Here is a 14,913-nt window from a genome sequence, read left to right on the forward strand (position 1 = left end):
CTCCGGCCTATGGCAACAGTGATGTCGCCGCATGAACGGGGGAGCGTTCATTCGGGACGTAAAAAGCAATTTCGGTGCCGGGTTCGAGACGGTGAATGTGCAGTCCGTCGCCGAACAACAGCTTGACCCGATGGTGCACGTTCAGCAGTCCAATTTTATTGCCCGGCATTTCGTTAGACTCCACGCGCTCAATGACTTTTGGATCAATACCGTGGCCGGTATCGCGCACGGCAATGCGCACGCGGTTACCGCTTTCGGTTACGCTGATGGTGACCACGCCTTTACCTTTACACGGCTGAATGCCGTGAACAATCGCGTTTTCCACCAGCGGCTGGATCAGCAGGCTTGGGATCACACAGTTGACCTCTTCATCGATATCGTAAATCACCGTGAGCTTGTCGCCAAAACGGGCCTGCTCAATCGCGATATAGTCCTTGATCTGATACAGCTCTTTTTTGATGTCGATCTGCTCGTCATCGTTCAGTTCAATGTTGTAGCGCAGGTAGCGCGACAGATTGAATATAAGCTGACGCGCGGTGTCCGGATTCATCCGGATGGAGGACGAGATGGCGTTCAGCGCGTTAAACAGAAAATGAGGATTGATTTTGCTCTGAAGCGCGCGCAGCTCTGCCTTATTTGCCATCTCGCGCAGCTGTTCTGCACGGGAAACTTCCAGCTGGGTAGAGATAATCTGCGACAGGCCGATGGCCATCTCCTGAAGCGTGGAGGTGATCTGGTGCGCGTGGCAGTAGTAGATTTTTAGTGTGCCCGTTACCACGCCTTTTTCCCACAGCGGAATCACCAGCATGGAGTGGATTTCCGGCGTTCGGTGAGCTTCATCATTGTTCTTAATGATGATTTTACCGTAGTTGATCGCCTGTCGGGTGGTGGGGCTAATGGTATCGTCATTATCGCGGTAATTGTGTTCCCCGACGCCGACGTAAGCCAGTACGTGGTCGTTATTGGTAATGGCGACCGCATCGGCATGAATATCGCGGCGGATAATATCGCAGACCTGACGTAACGACTCCGCGTTCACATGGCGGAAGAGTGGCAGCGTTTTGTTGGCGATATCCAGCGCCAGCTTCGCCTGACGCGCGGCACTGGCCTCTTTTTCTCCCTCAACGCTTTGTACCAGCAGCACGATAAAACCGATGCAGACGCTGCCGAGGATCATGGGAATACCGATTTTCGAAACGATATCCAGCCCCAGTGCGATAGTGGGGGCCCACACCACCACCAGGATCATGGTCAGCGTTTCGCACACCATGCCGGCGATGATCCCGGCGCGCCAGCGCTGCTTTTTCGGGATCTTGCGGTTAATCCATCCTGACAGTACCCCGGCAATAATACTGGTAATAAAACAGGGAATTGCCGTCACGCCACCGATATCAATCAGGTAACGGTGCGTACCGGCAATCAGTCCGGTGATGACGCCGACCCACGGGCCAAACAAAATCCCGCCGGACATGACGGCAATGATACGCACGTTAACCAGCGATCCCTCGACCGGCACGCCGGACCATGTGCTGAACAACGCGAACAGCGAGAAGATCGCGGTTACGGCCAGCAGCTCTTTTGGCGAGTGCGCAGACTTGTGCAAAAGCTCGCGGAACAGGCGAATGCGGATGAGGAAAAACAGGCAAATCAGCATTAATGCCGCACGGTCAAAAACTGCCAGCAGCATATTGAATATTTCGTGCACGAGTAGACCAGGGAAAACGGGAAAGAACCATGATAAAAAACCTGGCGCGTATTGACCAGCTATCCGTCAGGTTTATCAAATGGGGAAAAAACCTGTTTTGCAAAGGGGATTATCAGGAGAGGGCTGAAGTCTCCCGATTTTTTTGTGATAACGCCTGAGCAGGTAACGGTTTTGATATCATCGTGTTACACAACAGATATCAGAAAGAGGCTGTCACTTCGGACGCTTCCGCTTTTCAATGCAGCAGGGTTCCGATTTTAGCGCGCACTCTTTTTTTTCATTTCCCTCTCGACAGCATGTTTTTTTTCAGGTTATTTTCTAAACATGCCACATCGGTGGCAGCGTCGCTCGGACGGTCCGGGCGCTAACGTTAATCTGAGGAATCTATGGCTGAATTCAGTCCTGAACGCCGTTTTACGCGTATCGATCGTCTCCCCCCTTATGTATTCAACATCACTGCTGAACTGAAAATGGCTGCGCGTCGGCGCGGCGAAGACATTATTGATTTCAGCATGGGTAACCCTGACGGCCCAACACCGCCGCATATTGTTGAGAAGTTATGTACGGTTGCTCAGCGTCCGGATACGCACGGCTACTCCACCTCTCGCGGTATTCCTCGATTACGTCGTGCAATTTCTCGCTGGTATCAGGATCGCTACCAGGTTGATATCGACCCTGAAAGCGAGGCGATTGTCACCATCGGCTCAAAAGAAGGTCTGGCGCACCTGATGCTGGCGACACTGGATCATGGTGATACTGTACTGGTGCCCAATCCGAGCTACCCGATTCACATTTATGGCGCAGTGATTGCCGGAGCGCAGGTTCGCTCCGTACCACTGGTGGAAGGGGTCGATTTCTTTAACGAACTGGAACGTGCGATTCGCGAAAGCTATCCGAAACCTAAGATGATGATCCTCGGTTTTCCGTCGAACCCGACGGCGCAGTGCGTAGAGCTCGATTTCTTTGAAAAAGTGGTCGCCCTGGCCAAACGTTACGACGTGCTGGTGGTGCATGATTTAGCCTATGCCGATATTGTCTATGACGGCTGGAAAGCCCCTTCGATTATGCAGGTTCCTGGCGCACGCGATGTGGCGGTTGAGTTCTTTACGCTGTCGAAAAGCTACAACATGGCTGGCTGGCGCATCGGCTTTATGGTGGGCAACAAGACGCTGGTGAATGCCCTGGCGCGCATCAAGAGTTATCACGACTACGGTACCTTTACCCCGCTTCAGGTCGCGGCTATTGCAGCACTTGAAGGCGATCAGCAGTGTGTGCATGAGATTGCTGCGCAGTATAAGCGTCGCCGTGATGTGCTGGTCAAAGGGTTGCATGAAGCTGGCTGGATGGTGGACATGCCAAAAGCGTCCATGTACGTCTGGGCTAAAATTCCGGAGCCGTATGCGGCAATGGGATCGCTGGAGTTTGCCAAAAAGCTGCTGCAGGACGCGAAGGTATGTGTCTCGCCGGGCATTGGCTTTGGTGATTATGGCGACACCCATGTGCGATTCGCTCTGATTGAAAACAGTGACCGCATCCGGCAGGCGGTGAGGGGCATCAAGAGTATGTTCCGCGCCGACGGACTTCTCTCATCGAAAAGCGTCACCGAACATCACGCGTCATCATGACATAAAAAAACAGGAGCCATCGGCTCCTGTTTTTTTGACTGCATGTTCTTCACTAGATCATCAGGGCAAACGTTCCGGCCCAGACTAAAACAATCACCGAAATGCCCATAAAGAAATATTTCACGTTTCATCGCTCCGCGTATCTTGTGGTACGCATTTAAAAACAGAGTCCACCTGATTATAGAGAGCTGAAGTTGGCTTATAGCGGAAATAAGATTTTTCCCGTAATACCGCTGACTCCCGCTCAGAATTCTGTGCTTTCCTGTTGCCAGACGGCGCTAATGTACGCCTAAAAATGGGGGGTGACAAGAGGGATTTTTTTAAATAATTTCCGTCACTTACGAGTGTCGTGGAACGGCGACAGTTTGATTTCAGAACGCAATAAATTCACTTTGAGCGACGCAAAGAAAGACAGTACACAGCGTGATTACAGGTCATTGAAAAGGTTAGTTTCTTAACGAAACTAACCTTCTGGAATTTAGATATACAGCGAGGCTTCGCCAAGAGGGCGTGTTTTGAAACGGCGATGCATCCAGAGATATTGCTCAGGCGCACGCATGATTTCCATTTCGATAACTTTATTGATGAACGTAGCGGCTTCGCCTTCGTTTTCCGGATAGTTAGCCATCTCAGGGGAGATATGCAGGCGATAGCCTGATTTATCCGCTTTTCTGACCATCGTGACGGTCAACATGGAGGCACCGGAAAGACGTGAAATCACAAAGGTACCATTGGTCGTGGCGACATCTTTCACCGCAAAGAACGGAGCGAAGCTACTGCCTTTACGGCCATAATCCTGGTCCGGTGCGAACCAGACGGCCTCACCTTTTTTCAGTGCGCCAACCATGCCGCGCAGGTTGTTACGGCTGATCATCGCCTTATTCGAGCGCATACGACCACGTGTCTGCACCCATTCCATCACGGCGCTGTTGTGCGGACGGTAGGTTGCCATCATCGGCTGGCAAAGCCCCATGACGCGACCCCCCAGTTCCAGAGACATAAAGTGAACGCCGACCACCATCACGCCGCGGTTTTGCAACTGGGCACGTTTCAGGTTATCCAGGCCTTCTACATCAAACCATTTACGAACACGTTCATCAGACCAGAACCATGCCATACCGGTTTCAAGCAGAGCCATGCCGATAGATTTAAAGTTTTCAGCAATCAGTTTTTCGCGCTGTTCCGCATTGTACTGTGGAAAGCAAAGTTCGAGATTTTTACGCGCAATAGACTCACGACGTTTAAGGAAGTGGCGCGATGCGCTGCCAAGCCTGGAGCCCAGAATGCGGATTACGGGATAAGGAAGCTGAACCAGTAACCAGAGCACGCCAAGACCAAACCATGTGAACCAGTAACGCGGGTGCAGGAACGCGCGTTTGAATTTGGATTGTGACAAAATAATGGGAACCTATATAAAGTCGGTGAAAGTCACGCATTGCGTAACCACGTACCTGTTAGACCGTAGTACAAGGTCATGGTTGCAGGCTTTACCGATCTTTACGGCGTTGCCTGGCCATTGCTGACGTTGGGTGGGCGGTATAATGTAGCACCCTTTATACGGTATGTGCTATTACTCGTTCTTGATTAAAAAAGCGGCAATTCGAAAGGTCTTTGATTTTTCTGTTTTTATAAACCAGAACAGATGCGCGACGGCATCTGTTTGGATATTTTGAAAGCAGTCGCTATGCTTTCCAGGCCGCATCGCCAGGCTGTACCTGTTTATACCATGCCATCAGCGCGGCTGTACCGGGCTCTCCCTCGGCGGGGGCCCAGGTAACGAAATCCTCATCAGCCACCGGTTGATAGCCACCGTGTTTAACTTCAAAAATAACGCCGCCGTGATCCAGTGACAGCACGGCATGCCAGGTTCCCGCCTCCATCTCCAGCGCCATACACGCTTCACCTAATACGACGCGACGGGTGACGACGCCCTGGTCGTCAAAATTCAGCACGACAAAACGCCCGCGAAGGGGAAGTAACAGCTCAAAGGTATGCGGATGACGATGAGGGCGAACATAGGTGCCAGGTTCCATCGCGATGGCCAGTCGCTGAACCGGGTCGCTCAGTTCAGGATGAAAGTTACGATGCGCGCGTAAACGCGGGGCGTTAGCCGCCGCTTCACTTTGTTGCGTCAAATCGGAGAGCGTGATTTGTTTCATGATGGTTGCCTGAAAGAGAAGAGGGTCTGTGGAGCAAAGCAGTGGAATTGTAATACGGAATAACATAACCCATATAAATGAGGGTTCAATCACTGCACATCACCTCTGGAGCATAATAACCTGTGCTGCTAAATTCTCTTTAGCGGCTAAAACGTGACTGACAGGGAAAAGCGGGTGACAGAGCAAATCGATTATCAGATTGAAAAATACAGATTTACCGAGGCGAATGAACCTCCGCGTCTTACCCGTCAGTGGGCCGACGTTTTAAGCGAGTGCAAGGCGATCCAGGCCGGGGCCGAGGCGCGTCTGCGTATTGCCCTGACCAATGTCGATTACGTTACCAGCTTTGAGCTGCCTTTCCGCCTGCTGCTCGTGCGGACACCTCAGTTAATTGCCGGGTTGCGTGATGAACTGCAGCTCAGCCAGAAGAATGTCATTTTTAACGGGAAGCGGTTTGGCTGTGTCTGGAGCGTGAAGTCCGATTTGAGCGGTGTACCTGACGTTTTTCAATATCATCTGTCCACACGTATACGGCGAACGGAAGCGACACAATTGACCGCGGAACCTTTTCTGCAGATAGCCAAAGAAATTAAGCCCCCCACGGAACGTCTGAAGCGTGCTCTGTTAAGTGGTCTGGAGGTAACCGCGCTTGATGCGCTGTTCTGGTTTGGGATCCAGCGGATTGCTGCTGAGGTGTCACGTCTGAGAAAGGCCGGAATGAGAATTATCACTGCGGAAAAACAGGTATTTGATAATCTTACCGGAACCACTCGCCTTGTGCCGGTGTATCGGCGCGCCGATGAGAGCATGGTGTCCCCTGCAGGAATCGAACCTGCAACTAGCCCTTAGGAGGGGCTCGTTATATCCATTTAACTAAGGGGACAAGGCGGCACGAGTATAGCCTCATTTACACTTTGCGTTAAGCTCATCGCCGCCTGACTGCTCAAAGAGTCACCATTCAGGTCGATTTTTTTGCAGATTTATCATCGTTTTCCCGCGCTTTCTGTTCGGCCTTGCGCTTATTAGACATGTCGTTACGGATTTGCGCATGGCTTAACAGTGCGAAGATAAACGTTCCGCCGCAGATATTGCCTGCCAGCGTCGGCAGGGCGAACGGCCAGAAAAAATCGCTCCAGTGAAGCGTACCATTAAAGACCAGATAGAGGATTTCAACAGTTCCGACCACGATGTGCGTGGTGTCAGCCAGCGCTATCAGCCAGGTCATTAATATGATCACGACAATTTTGGCACTGCCCGCGGAAGGAAACATCCACACCATGGTCGCGATTATCCAGCCGGAGATGATGGCATTCGAGAACATTTCGAACGGCGTGTTTTTCATTACGTCCATACCGATTTTCACGAAGGCATCCCGGGTGGGCTCATCGAATATCGGCATATATTCAAATGCCCATGCCGCCACGCCTGTACCGATGATATTCCCCAGCAGCACCACGCTCCATAAACGCATCAGTAAACCGAAATTACCGAGGGTAGGGTTTTGCATCACCGGGAGAACGGCAGTAACGGTGTTTTCAGTAAACAGCTGCTGGCGCGCCATAATGACAATCACAAAGCCAAAGGTGTAGCCGAGATTTTCAAGTAAAAATCCACCGGGTACCCCTTCCAGTTGCACATGAAATATGCCCTTGGCGAGGAGTGAGGCGCCCATCGACAAGCCTGCCGCGATGGCCGACCAAAACAGAGCCATGGCATCACGCTCCATCTCTTTTTCGCCATCCTGTCGGATATGTTCATGGATCGCCATCGCACGGGAAGGAAGGCGATCTTCATTGATTTCTATCTCCTCACCGCGCTCTTTTTCCTCGCTTTCAATTTCAATTTCCTCATTACTCTCGCCAATTTTTTCTTCGCCCACTTCTTTCATAGCCACTCCAACACGATGATCTTTCTATAAAGCGTAGCGGCTTTTAATGAAATGCCCGTGGGGATGCTCTTAAATTGGCGGCAATGGCAACAAAGGCGATACATCTCATTAAAAGACATTATAAAATTGCCAGCGAAACGAATTCCAAAAGCCAGGCTATGCTGAGATCAGAGTGACGGTGGTTACTGCCCGTAATTGTGCTCGTAGACATTGGTAAACGTGCTGTTACAATCACTTGCACGTTTACAGGCGGAGCAACCCATGCTCCGTTACGGATGGCAATCAACGATAGCCATACTGAACAGGGAGATATTTATGAAACTTCGGCTGTCGGCGCTTGCGCTGGGCGCGACGATGCTTGTGGGCTGCGCCAGCTCTGGAGAGCAAACGGGACGCTCCGATCCTCTCGAAGGATTTAACCGCTCAATGTACAGCTTCAACTACAACGTGCTGGACCCGTATGTGGTTCGCCCGGTGGCAGTTGCATGGCGTGATTATGTTCCACAACCTGCGCGTAACGGGTTGAGTAACTTCACCAGTAACCTGGAAGAACCTGCGGTGATGGTGAACTACTTCCTGCAGGGCGATCCGTATCAGGGTATGGTGCACTTTACCCGCTTCTTCCTGAACTCATTGCTGGGGATGGGGGGCTTCATCGATGTTGCCGGTATGGCGAACCCGAAACTTCAGCGTGAGCAACCGCACCGTTTCGGCAGTACGATGGGGCATTATGGCGTGGGTTATGGTCCGTATGTTCATCTGCCATTCTACGGCAGTTTCACCGTACGAGATGACGGCGGCGACATGGTGGATACGCTGTATCCGGTTCTGTCGTGGCTGACCTGGCCGCTGTCGGTAGGGAAATGGACGGTGGAAGGGATCGAGACGCGTGCGCAACTGCTTGATTCGGACGGTCTGCTGCGTCAGTCTTCTGACCCGTATATTATGGTCCGCGAAGCTTACTTCCAGAATCACGACTTTATTGCCAATGGCGGCAAGCTGAAGCCGGAAGAGAATCCGAACGCGAAAGCAATCGAGAACGAATTAAAAGATATCGACTCGGAATAAAGATATCGACCCGGAATAAAGAAAAAAGGTGAGCCATGCTCACCTTTTTTAATCCCTGCGCGATTAGAACGCGTAGTTGAAGTTCATGCCATACAGCCAGGCTTTACCTTCAGAAGAGAACTCATACGGCCCCTCCTTAAAGTTAACTTTTTGACCGTGCATGTAAGAGATGCCCGCATCGATAGAAGCATCTTTATTGAAGGCATAGGTTGCACCTGCGCTCAGCCAGAAGCGGTCCTGGTCCGGAATGGAGATGGAACGCTTGTCAGCCGGTACCGGACTATCATCGAAGGCAATACCGGTACGGAATGTCCAGTTGTCATCCATATAGTAGGTGGTACCCAGCGCGATACGGTAGGCATCACGGAAGCTTTCATCTTTATAGAAGAGCGTGTCACCATTGCTGTTGGTCGCTTTCAGCTCCTGGAACTGGCTCCAGCTGGTGTAGGTCAGGCTATAGTGAACCGCCCACTGCGGCGCCACTTTGTTATAACCCGACAGTTCCCACATTTCTGGCAAGTGCAGGCTCAGAGAACCGCCAGTGGTACGGCCGTCGGTGCCCATTGGCAGGCCGAAGCTACCCAGAATCTGGTTATAGGCTGAAGGCAGGCTGCTCTTATAATCGCCATCGAAGTCAATTTTCACTTCGGAACGGTAGGTTAAACCGTAGCGGTTATTTTTATCGATTTCATAAAGGATACCGGCGTTCCAGCCGAAGCCCCATTCGTCACCCTTAAGGTAAGCAATCTGGGTATCTGCCGGAATACCTGCAACCTGCTGTGCCAGACCCGGAATCGGTGGCAGAGCGCCTGAGCCAGCAACGACTTTACCCAGGTCACCCGCGTAGCGCTCGATCTTCGCTTTAGCATAAACCGCATCAAAGCCGACGCCGAAGCTCCAGTGGTTGTCCAGACGGTAAGCACCGCTCAGGTTCAGGTTCAGGGTTTCAAGGTCGGTTTTACCGCCATACGCCCCTGCGGCGTAGTTATTATTAAACTCGGTAGCCAGACCGTAGTTAGACGTCACGGAAGCGCCCCAGCCGAACTGGTCATTAATTGGCGCAACGAAGTGGAGGTTTGGCACCCAGGCTGTTGGCGCGATGTTGTCTGCCTTCAGGCTGGCGCCTGTTGGCGAGCGGCCCGAGATATCAACACCCGGATCAACAAAGATTGCACCAGCAGAGAAGGTCGGACGATCGAACATCATGATCAGTGCAGGGTTACGACTCGCGTTACCCGCATCATCAGCAATTGCGCCTTCCCCGGAATACGCACGGCCAAGGCCAGAGGAAGAAAATTCGTTTAACTGAAAGCCCGCGGACCAGGCGGACGTAGAGACGATTGCCACTGCGACTGCCAGCGCAGTCTTTTTGAACAGGGTTTTCTGGCTCATGACCATAACCTCATTGAGTTATTTTTATTCAATAATTGTTACATACCGTAACAGGAGCGCGAAGTGTAGGGTCTGAGGTATGACATACAAATCAGACCAGTGGCGAGAGTATAGGTCTGACCAGCCAGAATGTTGCAAGTTTGTTTATTAATATTTTCAAACATGTTTCTTGAAACGAGATCTGGTTGGCAAAATTGTGACCATTGCGAATCGTCTGAAAGGGTGATTTTTGTTCTAGATCATTTTTTAGTGTGATATTGGTCACTTATCCGCTTTTGCGCCATTAACGGCTGGAGAGAGCCAGCCCCGGGGCGTAAAATAGCAGCATCGTGTTTATCTCGCGCCTTGCGCGAATACAGAGGAAATTGAGCTATGAGTAAATGCAGTGCTGATGAAACCCCGGTTTGCTGCTGTATGGATGTTGGTACCATCATGGACAACTCCGATTGCACCGCCTCTTACAGCCGTGTATTCAGCAACCGCGCCGAAGCGGAAGAAACCCTGGCCGCGCTGAGCAAACGTGCACGTGAGGTCGAATCCGATCCGTGCGAAATCAAATCCACCTTTACTGACGTGGACGGCGGTGTGAAGCTGGATATCGACTTTGTGTTCGCCTGCGAGGCGGAAACGCTGATTTTCCAGTTGGGTCTGCGCTAACCTCAACGGCGTAATACCCTCATCCTGGCCCCTCTCTCACAGTAGAGGGTGCACACTAAAACGGTAACCTTCAGGTTACCGTTTTGCTTTTGTTTTCGCAGAGACATTTTCTTTTTCTTCTCTGTGCCTTAGCTCGCACTTTTTCGTTTCCCTGATTGGCTGAATGTAAAAAAATGGTTAAGACTGTTATCAGGTCAGACCACTTTATGTTTGAGTAAAAAATTTTACAGGGGAAGGTTATGAGTCAGGCGTTACCGCTTATTACCCGTCAGGGCGATCGCATTGCCATTGTCAGTGGATTACGTACGCCATTTGCACGTCAGGCGACAGCGTTTCATGGCATACCGGCTGTCGATCTGGGGAAAATGGTGGTGGGGGAGATGCTGGCTCGCAGCGAAATTCCGCCTGAGGTCATCGAGCAGCTGGTTTTTGGCCAGGTTGTGCAGATGCCTGAAGCACCCAATATTGCACGCGAAATCGTCCTCGGTACGGGGATGAACGTCCACACTGATGCCTACAGCGTCAGCCGGGCATGTGCTACCAGTTTCCAGGCGGTGGCTAACGTGGCTGAAAGCCTGATGGCAGGTACCATTCGCGCTGGGATCGCCGGCGGGGCGGACTCCTCTTCGGTTCTGCCGATTGGGGTCAGTAAAAAGCTGGCCCGGATCCTGGTTGACGCCAACAAAGCCCGTACCGTCGGTCAGAAACTCAAACTTTTCTCACGCTTACGCCTGCGTGACCTTATGCCTGTACCGCCCGCAGTGGCGGAGTATTCCACCGGTCTGAGAATGGGCGATACCGCCGAGCAGATGGCAAAAACTTACGGGATCACCCGTGAGCAGCAGGATGCGCTGGCTCATCGCTCACATCAGCTGGCGGCGAAAGCCTGGTCGGAAGGCAAACTGGCTGATGAAGTCATGACGGCGTACATCCCGCCATACCGTGAACCGCTCTCAGAAGATAACAATATTCGCGGCAGCTCGACGATGGCGGATTACGCCAGGCTCCGTCCGGCATTTGACCGCAAACACGGTACCGTCACGGCCGCCAACAGTACTCCGCTGACGGACGGTGCCGCCGCGGTGATCCTGATGACGGAATCCCGTGCCAAAGAGCTGGGCATAAAACCGCTGGGCTACCTGCGCAGCTACGCCTTCACGGCGATAGATGTGTGGCAGGACATGTTGTTAGGGCCGGCGTGGTCCACACCGCTGGCGCTGGAACGCGCGGGACTGACCCTCGCGGATTTAACCCTCATTGATATGCACGAAGCTTTTGCCGCACAAACCCTGGCAAACATACAACTGCTGGCGAGTGAACGTTTCGCGCGCGATGTTCTTGGCCGGGCGCATGCCACGGGCGAAGTGGATCAGAGCAAATTTAACGTCCTGGGTGGTTCCATCGCCTACGGTCATCCATTTGCGGCGACGGGGGCGAGGATGATCACCCAGACATTACATGAGTTACGCCGCCGGGGCGGTGGTTTTGGTCTCGTAACCGCCTGCGCAGCGGGTGGTCTGGGCGCGGCAATGGTTCTGGAGGCTGAATAATGGATATGCCATCTGCATTTAATCTGACGGTACGCCTCGATAACGTCGCCGTTATTACTGTCGATGTTCCCAACGAGAAGATGAACACCCTGAAAGCCGAGTTCGGCGTTCAGGTGCGCGCGATGCTAAAGCAGATCCGTGAGAACAAAGCGATTCGCGGCCTGGTGTTTATCTCGGCGAAACCGGACAACTTTATTGCCGGAGCCGATATCAACATGATTGCCCGGGCGCAAAACGCTCAGGAAGCCGAAGAGCTGGCGCGTCAGGGGCAACAGGTCATGGCGGAGATCCATGCGCTGTCTATCCCGGTCATCGCGGCGATCCACGGTGCCTGTCTGGGCGGTGGGCTGGAGCTGGCGTTGGCCTGTCACAGCCGCATTTGTACCGACGATGCGAAAACCGTTCTGGGCCTGCCTGAAGTGCAGTTAGGCCTCCTGCCAGGCTCCGGCGGGACGCAGCGTCTGCCGCGTCTGGTTGGGGTCAGCACTGCGCTGGAAATGATATTAACCGGCAAACAACTGCGTGCCCGTCAGGCGCTGAAAGCCGGCCTGGTCGACGAGGTGGTTCCTCACGCCATTTTGCTTGAGGCGGCGGTTGAACTGGCGCTCAAAGGACGGCAGGCAAAACGTCCTCTGCCGGTGCGTGAGCGCGTGCTGGCCGGGCCACTGGGCCGCACACTCCTGTTCAGCATGGCGGGCAAGAAAACCGAACAAAAAACCAAAGGTAACTACCCGGCGGCGAAACGTATCCTTGAGGTTATTGAAGTGGGGTTATCTCAGGGCAGCAGCAGCGGCTATGCCGCAGAAGCAAAAGCCTTTGGCGAGCTGGCGATGACGCCGCAGTCTCAGGCGCTGCGTAACATCTTTTTTGCCAGTACAGAGGTAAAAAAAGACCCCGGCAGCGAGGCGCAGCCTGCCCCGCTGCATGCCATTGGCGTACTGGGTGGCGGGCTGATGGGGGGCGGAATATCTTTTGTTACCGCCAGCAAAGGCAAATTGCCTGTACGTATCAAAGACATCAATGCGAAAGGAATCAATCACGCGCTGCAGTACAGCTGGCAGAACCTTGATCAAAAGGTTAAACGCCGCCATATCAAGGCCAATGAGCGTGATAAAACCCTGGCACTGATCTCCGGCACGACAGACTACAGCGGTTTTGCCCATCGCGATCTGGTGATTGAAGCGGTGTTTGAAGACCTGGCGCTTAAGCAGCAGATGGTGGCTGACGTTGAGCAACATTGCGCACCCCATACCATTTTTGCGTCGAACACCTCGTCATTGCCCATTAGCGATATTGCGGCCAGAGCCCAGCGTCCGGAGCAGGTGATTGGCCTGCACTATTTCAGTCCGGTTGAAAAAATGCCGCTGGTGGAGGTTATCCCGCACGCCAGCACCAGCCCGCAAACCGTTGCTACCGTGGTTAAACTGGCCAAAATGCAGGGTAAGACACCGATAGTGGTGGCGGACAAAGCCGGCTTTTACGTTAACCGCATTCTGGCGCCTTATATAAATGAAGCGATGCGGCTTCTGACGGAAGGGGAGAAGATCGAACACGTCGACGAGGCGCTGGTGAAGTTTGGGTTCCCCGTTGGCCCAATCCAACTTTTGGATGAGGTGGGAATCGACACCGGCACTAAAATTATACCTGTGCTGGAAGATGCTTATGGAGATCGTTTTAGCCCGCCTGCAAACATTGTTTCTGCAATTTTGAAGGACGATCGCAAAGGCAGAAAAAATGAACGCGGTTTCTATCTTTACGGCGCGAAAGGGCGTAAAAGCAAGAAACAGGTCGACCCTTCGGTTTATGGGCTTATTCCGACAACCGGTCAGGGGAAACTGTCACCCGTTCAGTGTGCTGAACGCTGTGTGATGATGATGCTTAATGAAGCGGCACGCTGCTTTGGTGAGCAGGTGATTAAAAGCGCGCGCGATGGTGACATCGGTGCGGTATTTGGCATTGGTTTCCCGCCGTTCCTCGGCGGCCCGTTCCGTTACATGGACACTCTCGGTGCGGGTGAAGTAGTTGCAATCCTGCAACGTCTGGCCTCGCAATACGGTCCGCGGTTTACACCGTGTGACGAATTATTGCAGATGGCGGAACGGGGCCAGACATTTTGGCCTTCAAGGGAAACTGTCCTCGTAAGTTGAGGTCAAAAAAGGGTAAATCCTGAAGTGTATGAACCTGTTTTGGCGATTTTGTAAACAGAGATTGACTATACTTACGCCATTGAGGTAAAAAACAGCGTTTCATTCACCGAATGGATCAGGCACAATGCCCGACCATCGGGTTTTCTACCTCGGAGCGGTAATCGCGGGTAGTCAACGCCGGTGATTCTGGTTAACAAAAGCGGTGCAATATGCAAGTTTTTATCATGCGTCACGGCGACGCGGCACTCGATGCCGCCAGTGACTCAGTACGTCCTTTGACCGTCTGTGGCTGCGACGAATCTCGTCTGATGGCGACCTGGCTTAAAGGTCAAAAAGTGGACATCGAACGCGTTCTGGTGAGTCCGTTCCTGCGTGCAGAACAGACGCTGGAAGTGGTGGGGGAGTGTATGAACCTGCCAGCCAGTGTGGATGTTCTCCCGGAACTCACCCCGTGCGGTGATGTCGGCCTTGTCAGCGCTTATCTTCAGGCGCTGTGCAATGAAGGTGTCGCTTCCGCGCTGGTCATTTCCCACCTGCCACTCGTTGGCTATCTGGTATCTGAGCTGTGCCCGGGCGAGACGCCGCCGATGTTCACGACTTCCGCCATTGCCAACGTCGCTCTCGACGAAACGGGCAAAGGGGTCTTCAACTGGCAAATGAGTCCGTGCAATCTGAAGATGGCAAAAGCTATCTGATGTGACGTGCGATATGGCGGGGAGCAG

The 14,913-nt window shown here is 52.8% G+C and carries 13 protein-coding genes and 1 tRNA gene; 7 read left to right on the top strand and 7 right to left on the bottom strand.

Translation table 11 applies throughout. From position 1 onward, the window contains the following. Positions 1–7 precede the first annotated feature (7 nt). Complete coding sequence (locus F8561_RS19150; RefSeq protein WP_025203510.1) at positions 8–1,705, bottom strand: sensor histidine kinase; 1,698 nt, start codon at positions 1,703–1,705, stop codon at positions 8–10. Positions 1,706–2,091: 386 nt separating this feature from the next. On the opposite strand from F8561_RS19150, the gene alaC reads away from it, so the two are divergent. Then, the gene (gene alaC, locus F8561_RS19155) at positions 2,092–3,330 is read left to right on the top strand and encodes an alanine transaminase (RefSeq protein WP_025203511.1); all 1,239 of its coding nucleotides are present in this window, start codon (positions 2,092–2,094) and stop codon (positions 3,328–3,330) included. A gap of 52 nt (positions 3,331–3,382) precedes the next feature. Here alaC and ypdK read toward each other — a convergent pair whose 3' ends face one another. The 3 genes from ypdK to F8561_RS19170 form a co-directional block, all read right to left on the bottom strand. Beyond that, the gene (ypdK, locus tag F8561_RS19160) at positions 3,383–3,454 is read right to left on the bottom strand and encodes a membrane protein YpdK (protein WP_099458937.1); all 72 of its coding nucleotides are present in this window, start codon (positions 3,452–3,454) and stop codon (positions 3,383–3,385) included. A gap of 354 nt (positions 3,455–3,808) precedes the next feature. Then, complete coding sequence (lpxP, locus tag F8561_RS19165; RefSeq protein ID WP_025203512.1) at positions 3,809–4,729, bottom strand: kdo(2)-lipid IV(A) palmitoleoyltransferase; 921 nt, start codon at positions 4,727–4,729, stop codon at positions 3,809–3,811. 283 nt (positions 4,730–5,012) lie between these two features. Continuing rightward, positions 5,013–5,489, bottom strand: coding sequence for a WbuC family cupin fold metalloprotein (locus F8561_RS19170; protein ID WP_047366497.1), 477 nt, complete (start codon positions 5,487–5,489; stop codon positions 5,013–5,015). Between the two features lie 174 nt (positions 5,490–5,663). On the opposite strand from F8561_RS19170, the gene F8561_RS19175 reads away from it, so the two are divergent. Then, on the top strand, positions 5,664–6,338 hold the full coding sequence (locus F8561_RS19175; protein ID WP_020883106.1) for a helix-turn-helix domain-containing protein: 675 nt from the start codon (positions 5,664–5,666) through the stop codon (positions 6,336–6,338). Here F8561_RS19175 and F8561_RS19180 read toward each other — a convergent pair. Together F8561_RS19180 and F8561_RS19185 are read right to left on the bottom strand one after the other, a co-directional pair. Further along, positions 6,298–6,372, bottom strand: a tRNA-Arg gene (locus F8561_RS19180). The genes F8561_RS19175 and F8561_RS19180 overlap by 41 nt on opposite strands. 75 nt (positions 6,373–6,447) lie before the next feature. Next, the gene (locus tag F8561_RS19185) at positions 6,448–7,377 is read right to left on the bottom strand and encodes a formate/nitrite transporter family protein (protein WP_020883107.1); all 930 of its coding nucleotides are present in this window, start codon (positions 7,375–7,377) and stop codon (positions 6,448–6,450) included. Between the two features lie 315 nt (positions 7,378–7,692). On the opposite strand from F8561_RS19185, the gene mlaA reads away from it, so the two are divergent. Beyond that, positions 7,693–8,445 carry a phospholipid-binding lipoprotein MlaA gene (mlaA, locus tag F8561_RS19190; RefSeq protein ID WP_020883108.1) on the top strand — a complete coding sequence of 251 codons (753 nt, stop codon included), beginning with the start codon at positions 7,693–7,695 and terminating at the stop codon, positions 8,443–8,445. A 63-nt stretch (positions 8,446–8,508) separates the two neighbouring features. Here mlaA and fadL read toward each other — a convergent pair whose 3' ends face one another. Beyond that, positions 8,509–9,837 (bottom strand): long-chain fatty acid transporter FadL, encoded by a 1,329-nt coding sequence (gene fadL / locus F8561_RS19195; protein WP_020883109.1) that lies wholly within the window; start codon positions 9,835–9,837, stop codon positions 8,509–8,511. A 372-nt stretch (positions 9,838–10,209) separates the two neighbouring features. Here fadL and F8561_RS19200 point away from each other — a divergent pair, with 372 nt between their 5' ends. From F8561_RS19200 to sixA, 4 genes are all read left to right on the top strand, one after another. Beyond that, positions 10,210–10,494 carry a YfcZ/YiiS family protein gene (locus tag F8561_RS19200; RefSeq protein WP_014171053.1) on the top strand — a complete coding sequence of 95 codons (285 nt, stop codon included), beginning with the start codon at positions 10,210–10,212 and terminating at the stop codon, positions 10,492–10,494. Between the two features lie 239 nt (positions 10,495–10,733). After that, the gene (gene fadI / locus F8561_RS19205) at positions 10,734–12,044 is read left to right on the top strand and encodes an acetyl-CoA C-acyltransferase FadI (protein WP_032678623.1); all 1,311 of its coding nucleotides are present in this window, start codon (positions 10,734–10,736) and stop codon (positions 12,042–12,044) included. Then, positions 12,044–14,191 (top strand): fatty acid oxidation complex subunit alpha FadJ, encoded by a 2,148-nt coding sequence (gene fadJ / locus F8561_RS19210; protein WP_151887789.1) that lies wholly within the window; start codon positions 12,044–12,046, stop codon positions 14,189–14,191. The genes fadI and fadJ overlap by 1 nt, the downstream gene beginning before the upstream one ends. A gap of 209 nt (positions 14,192–14,400) precedes the next feature. Continuing rightward, a complete protein-coding gene (gene sixA / locus F8561_RS19215; RefSeq protein WP_014171048.1) occupies positions 14,401–14,886 on the top strand; it encodes a phosphohistidine phosphatase SixA in 486 nt (161 codons plus the stop codon). Positions 14,887–14,913: the final 27 nt, after the last annotated feature.

This window comes from Enterobacter sp. 198 (assembly GCF_009025585.1).
Classification (GTDB): domain Bacteria; phylum Pseudomonadota; class Gammaproteobacteria; order Enterobacterales; family Enterobacteriaceae; genus Enterobacter; species Enterobacter ludwigii.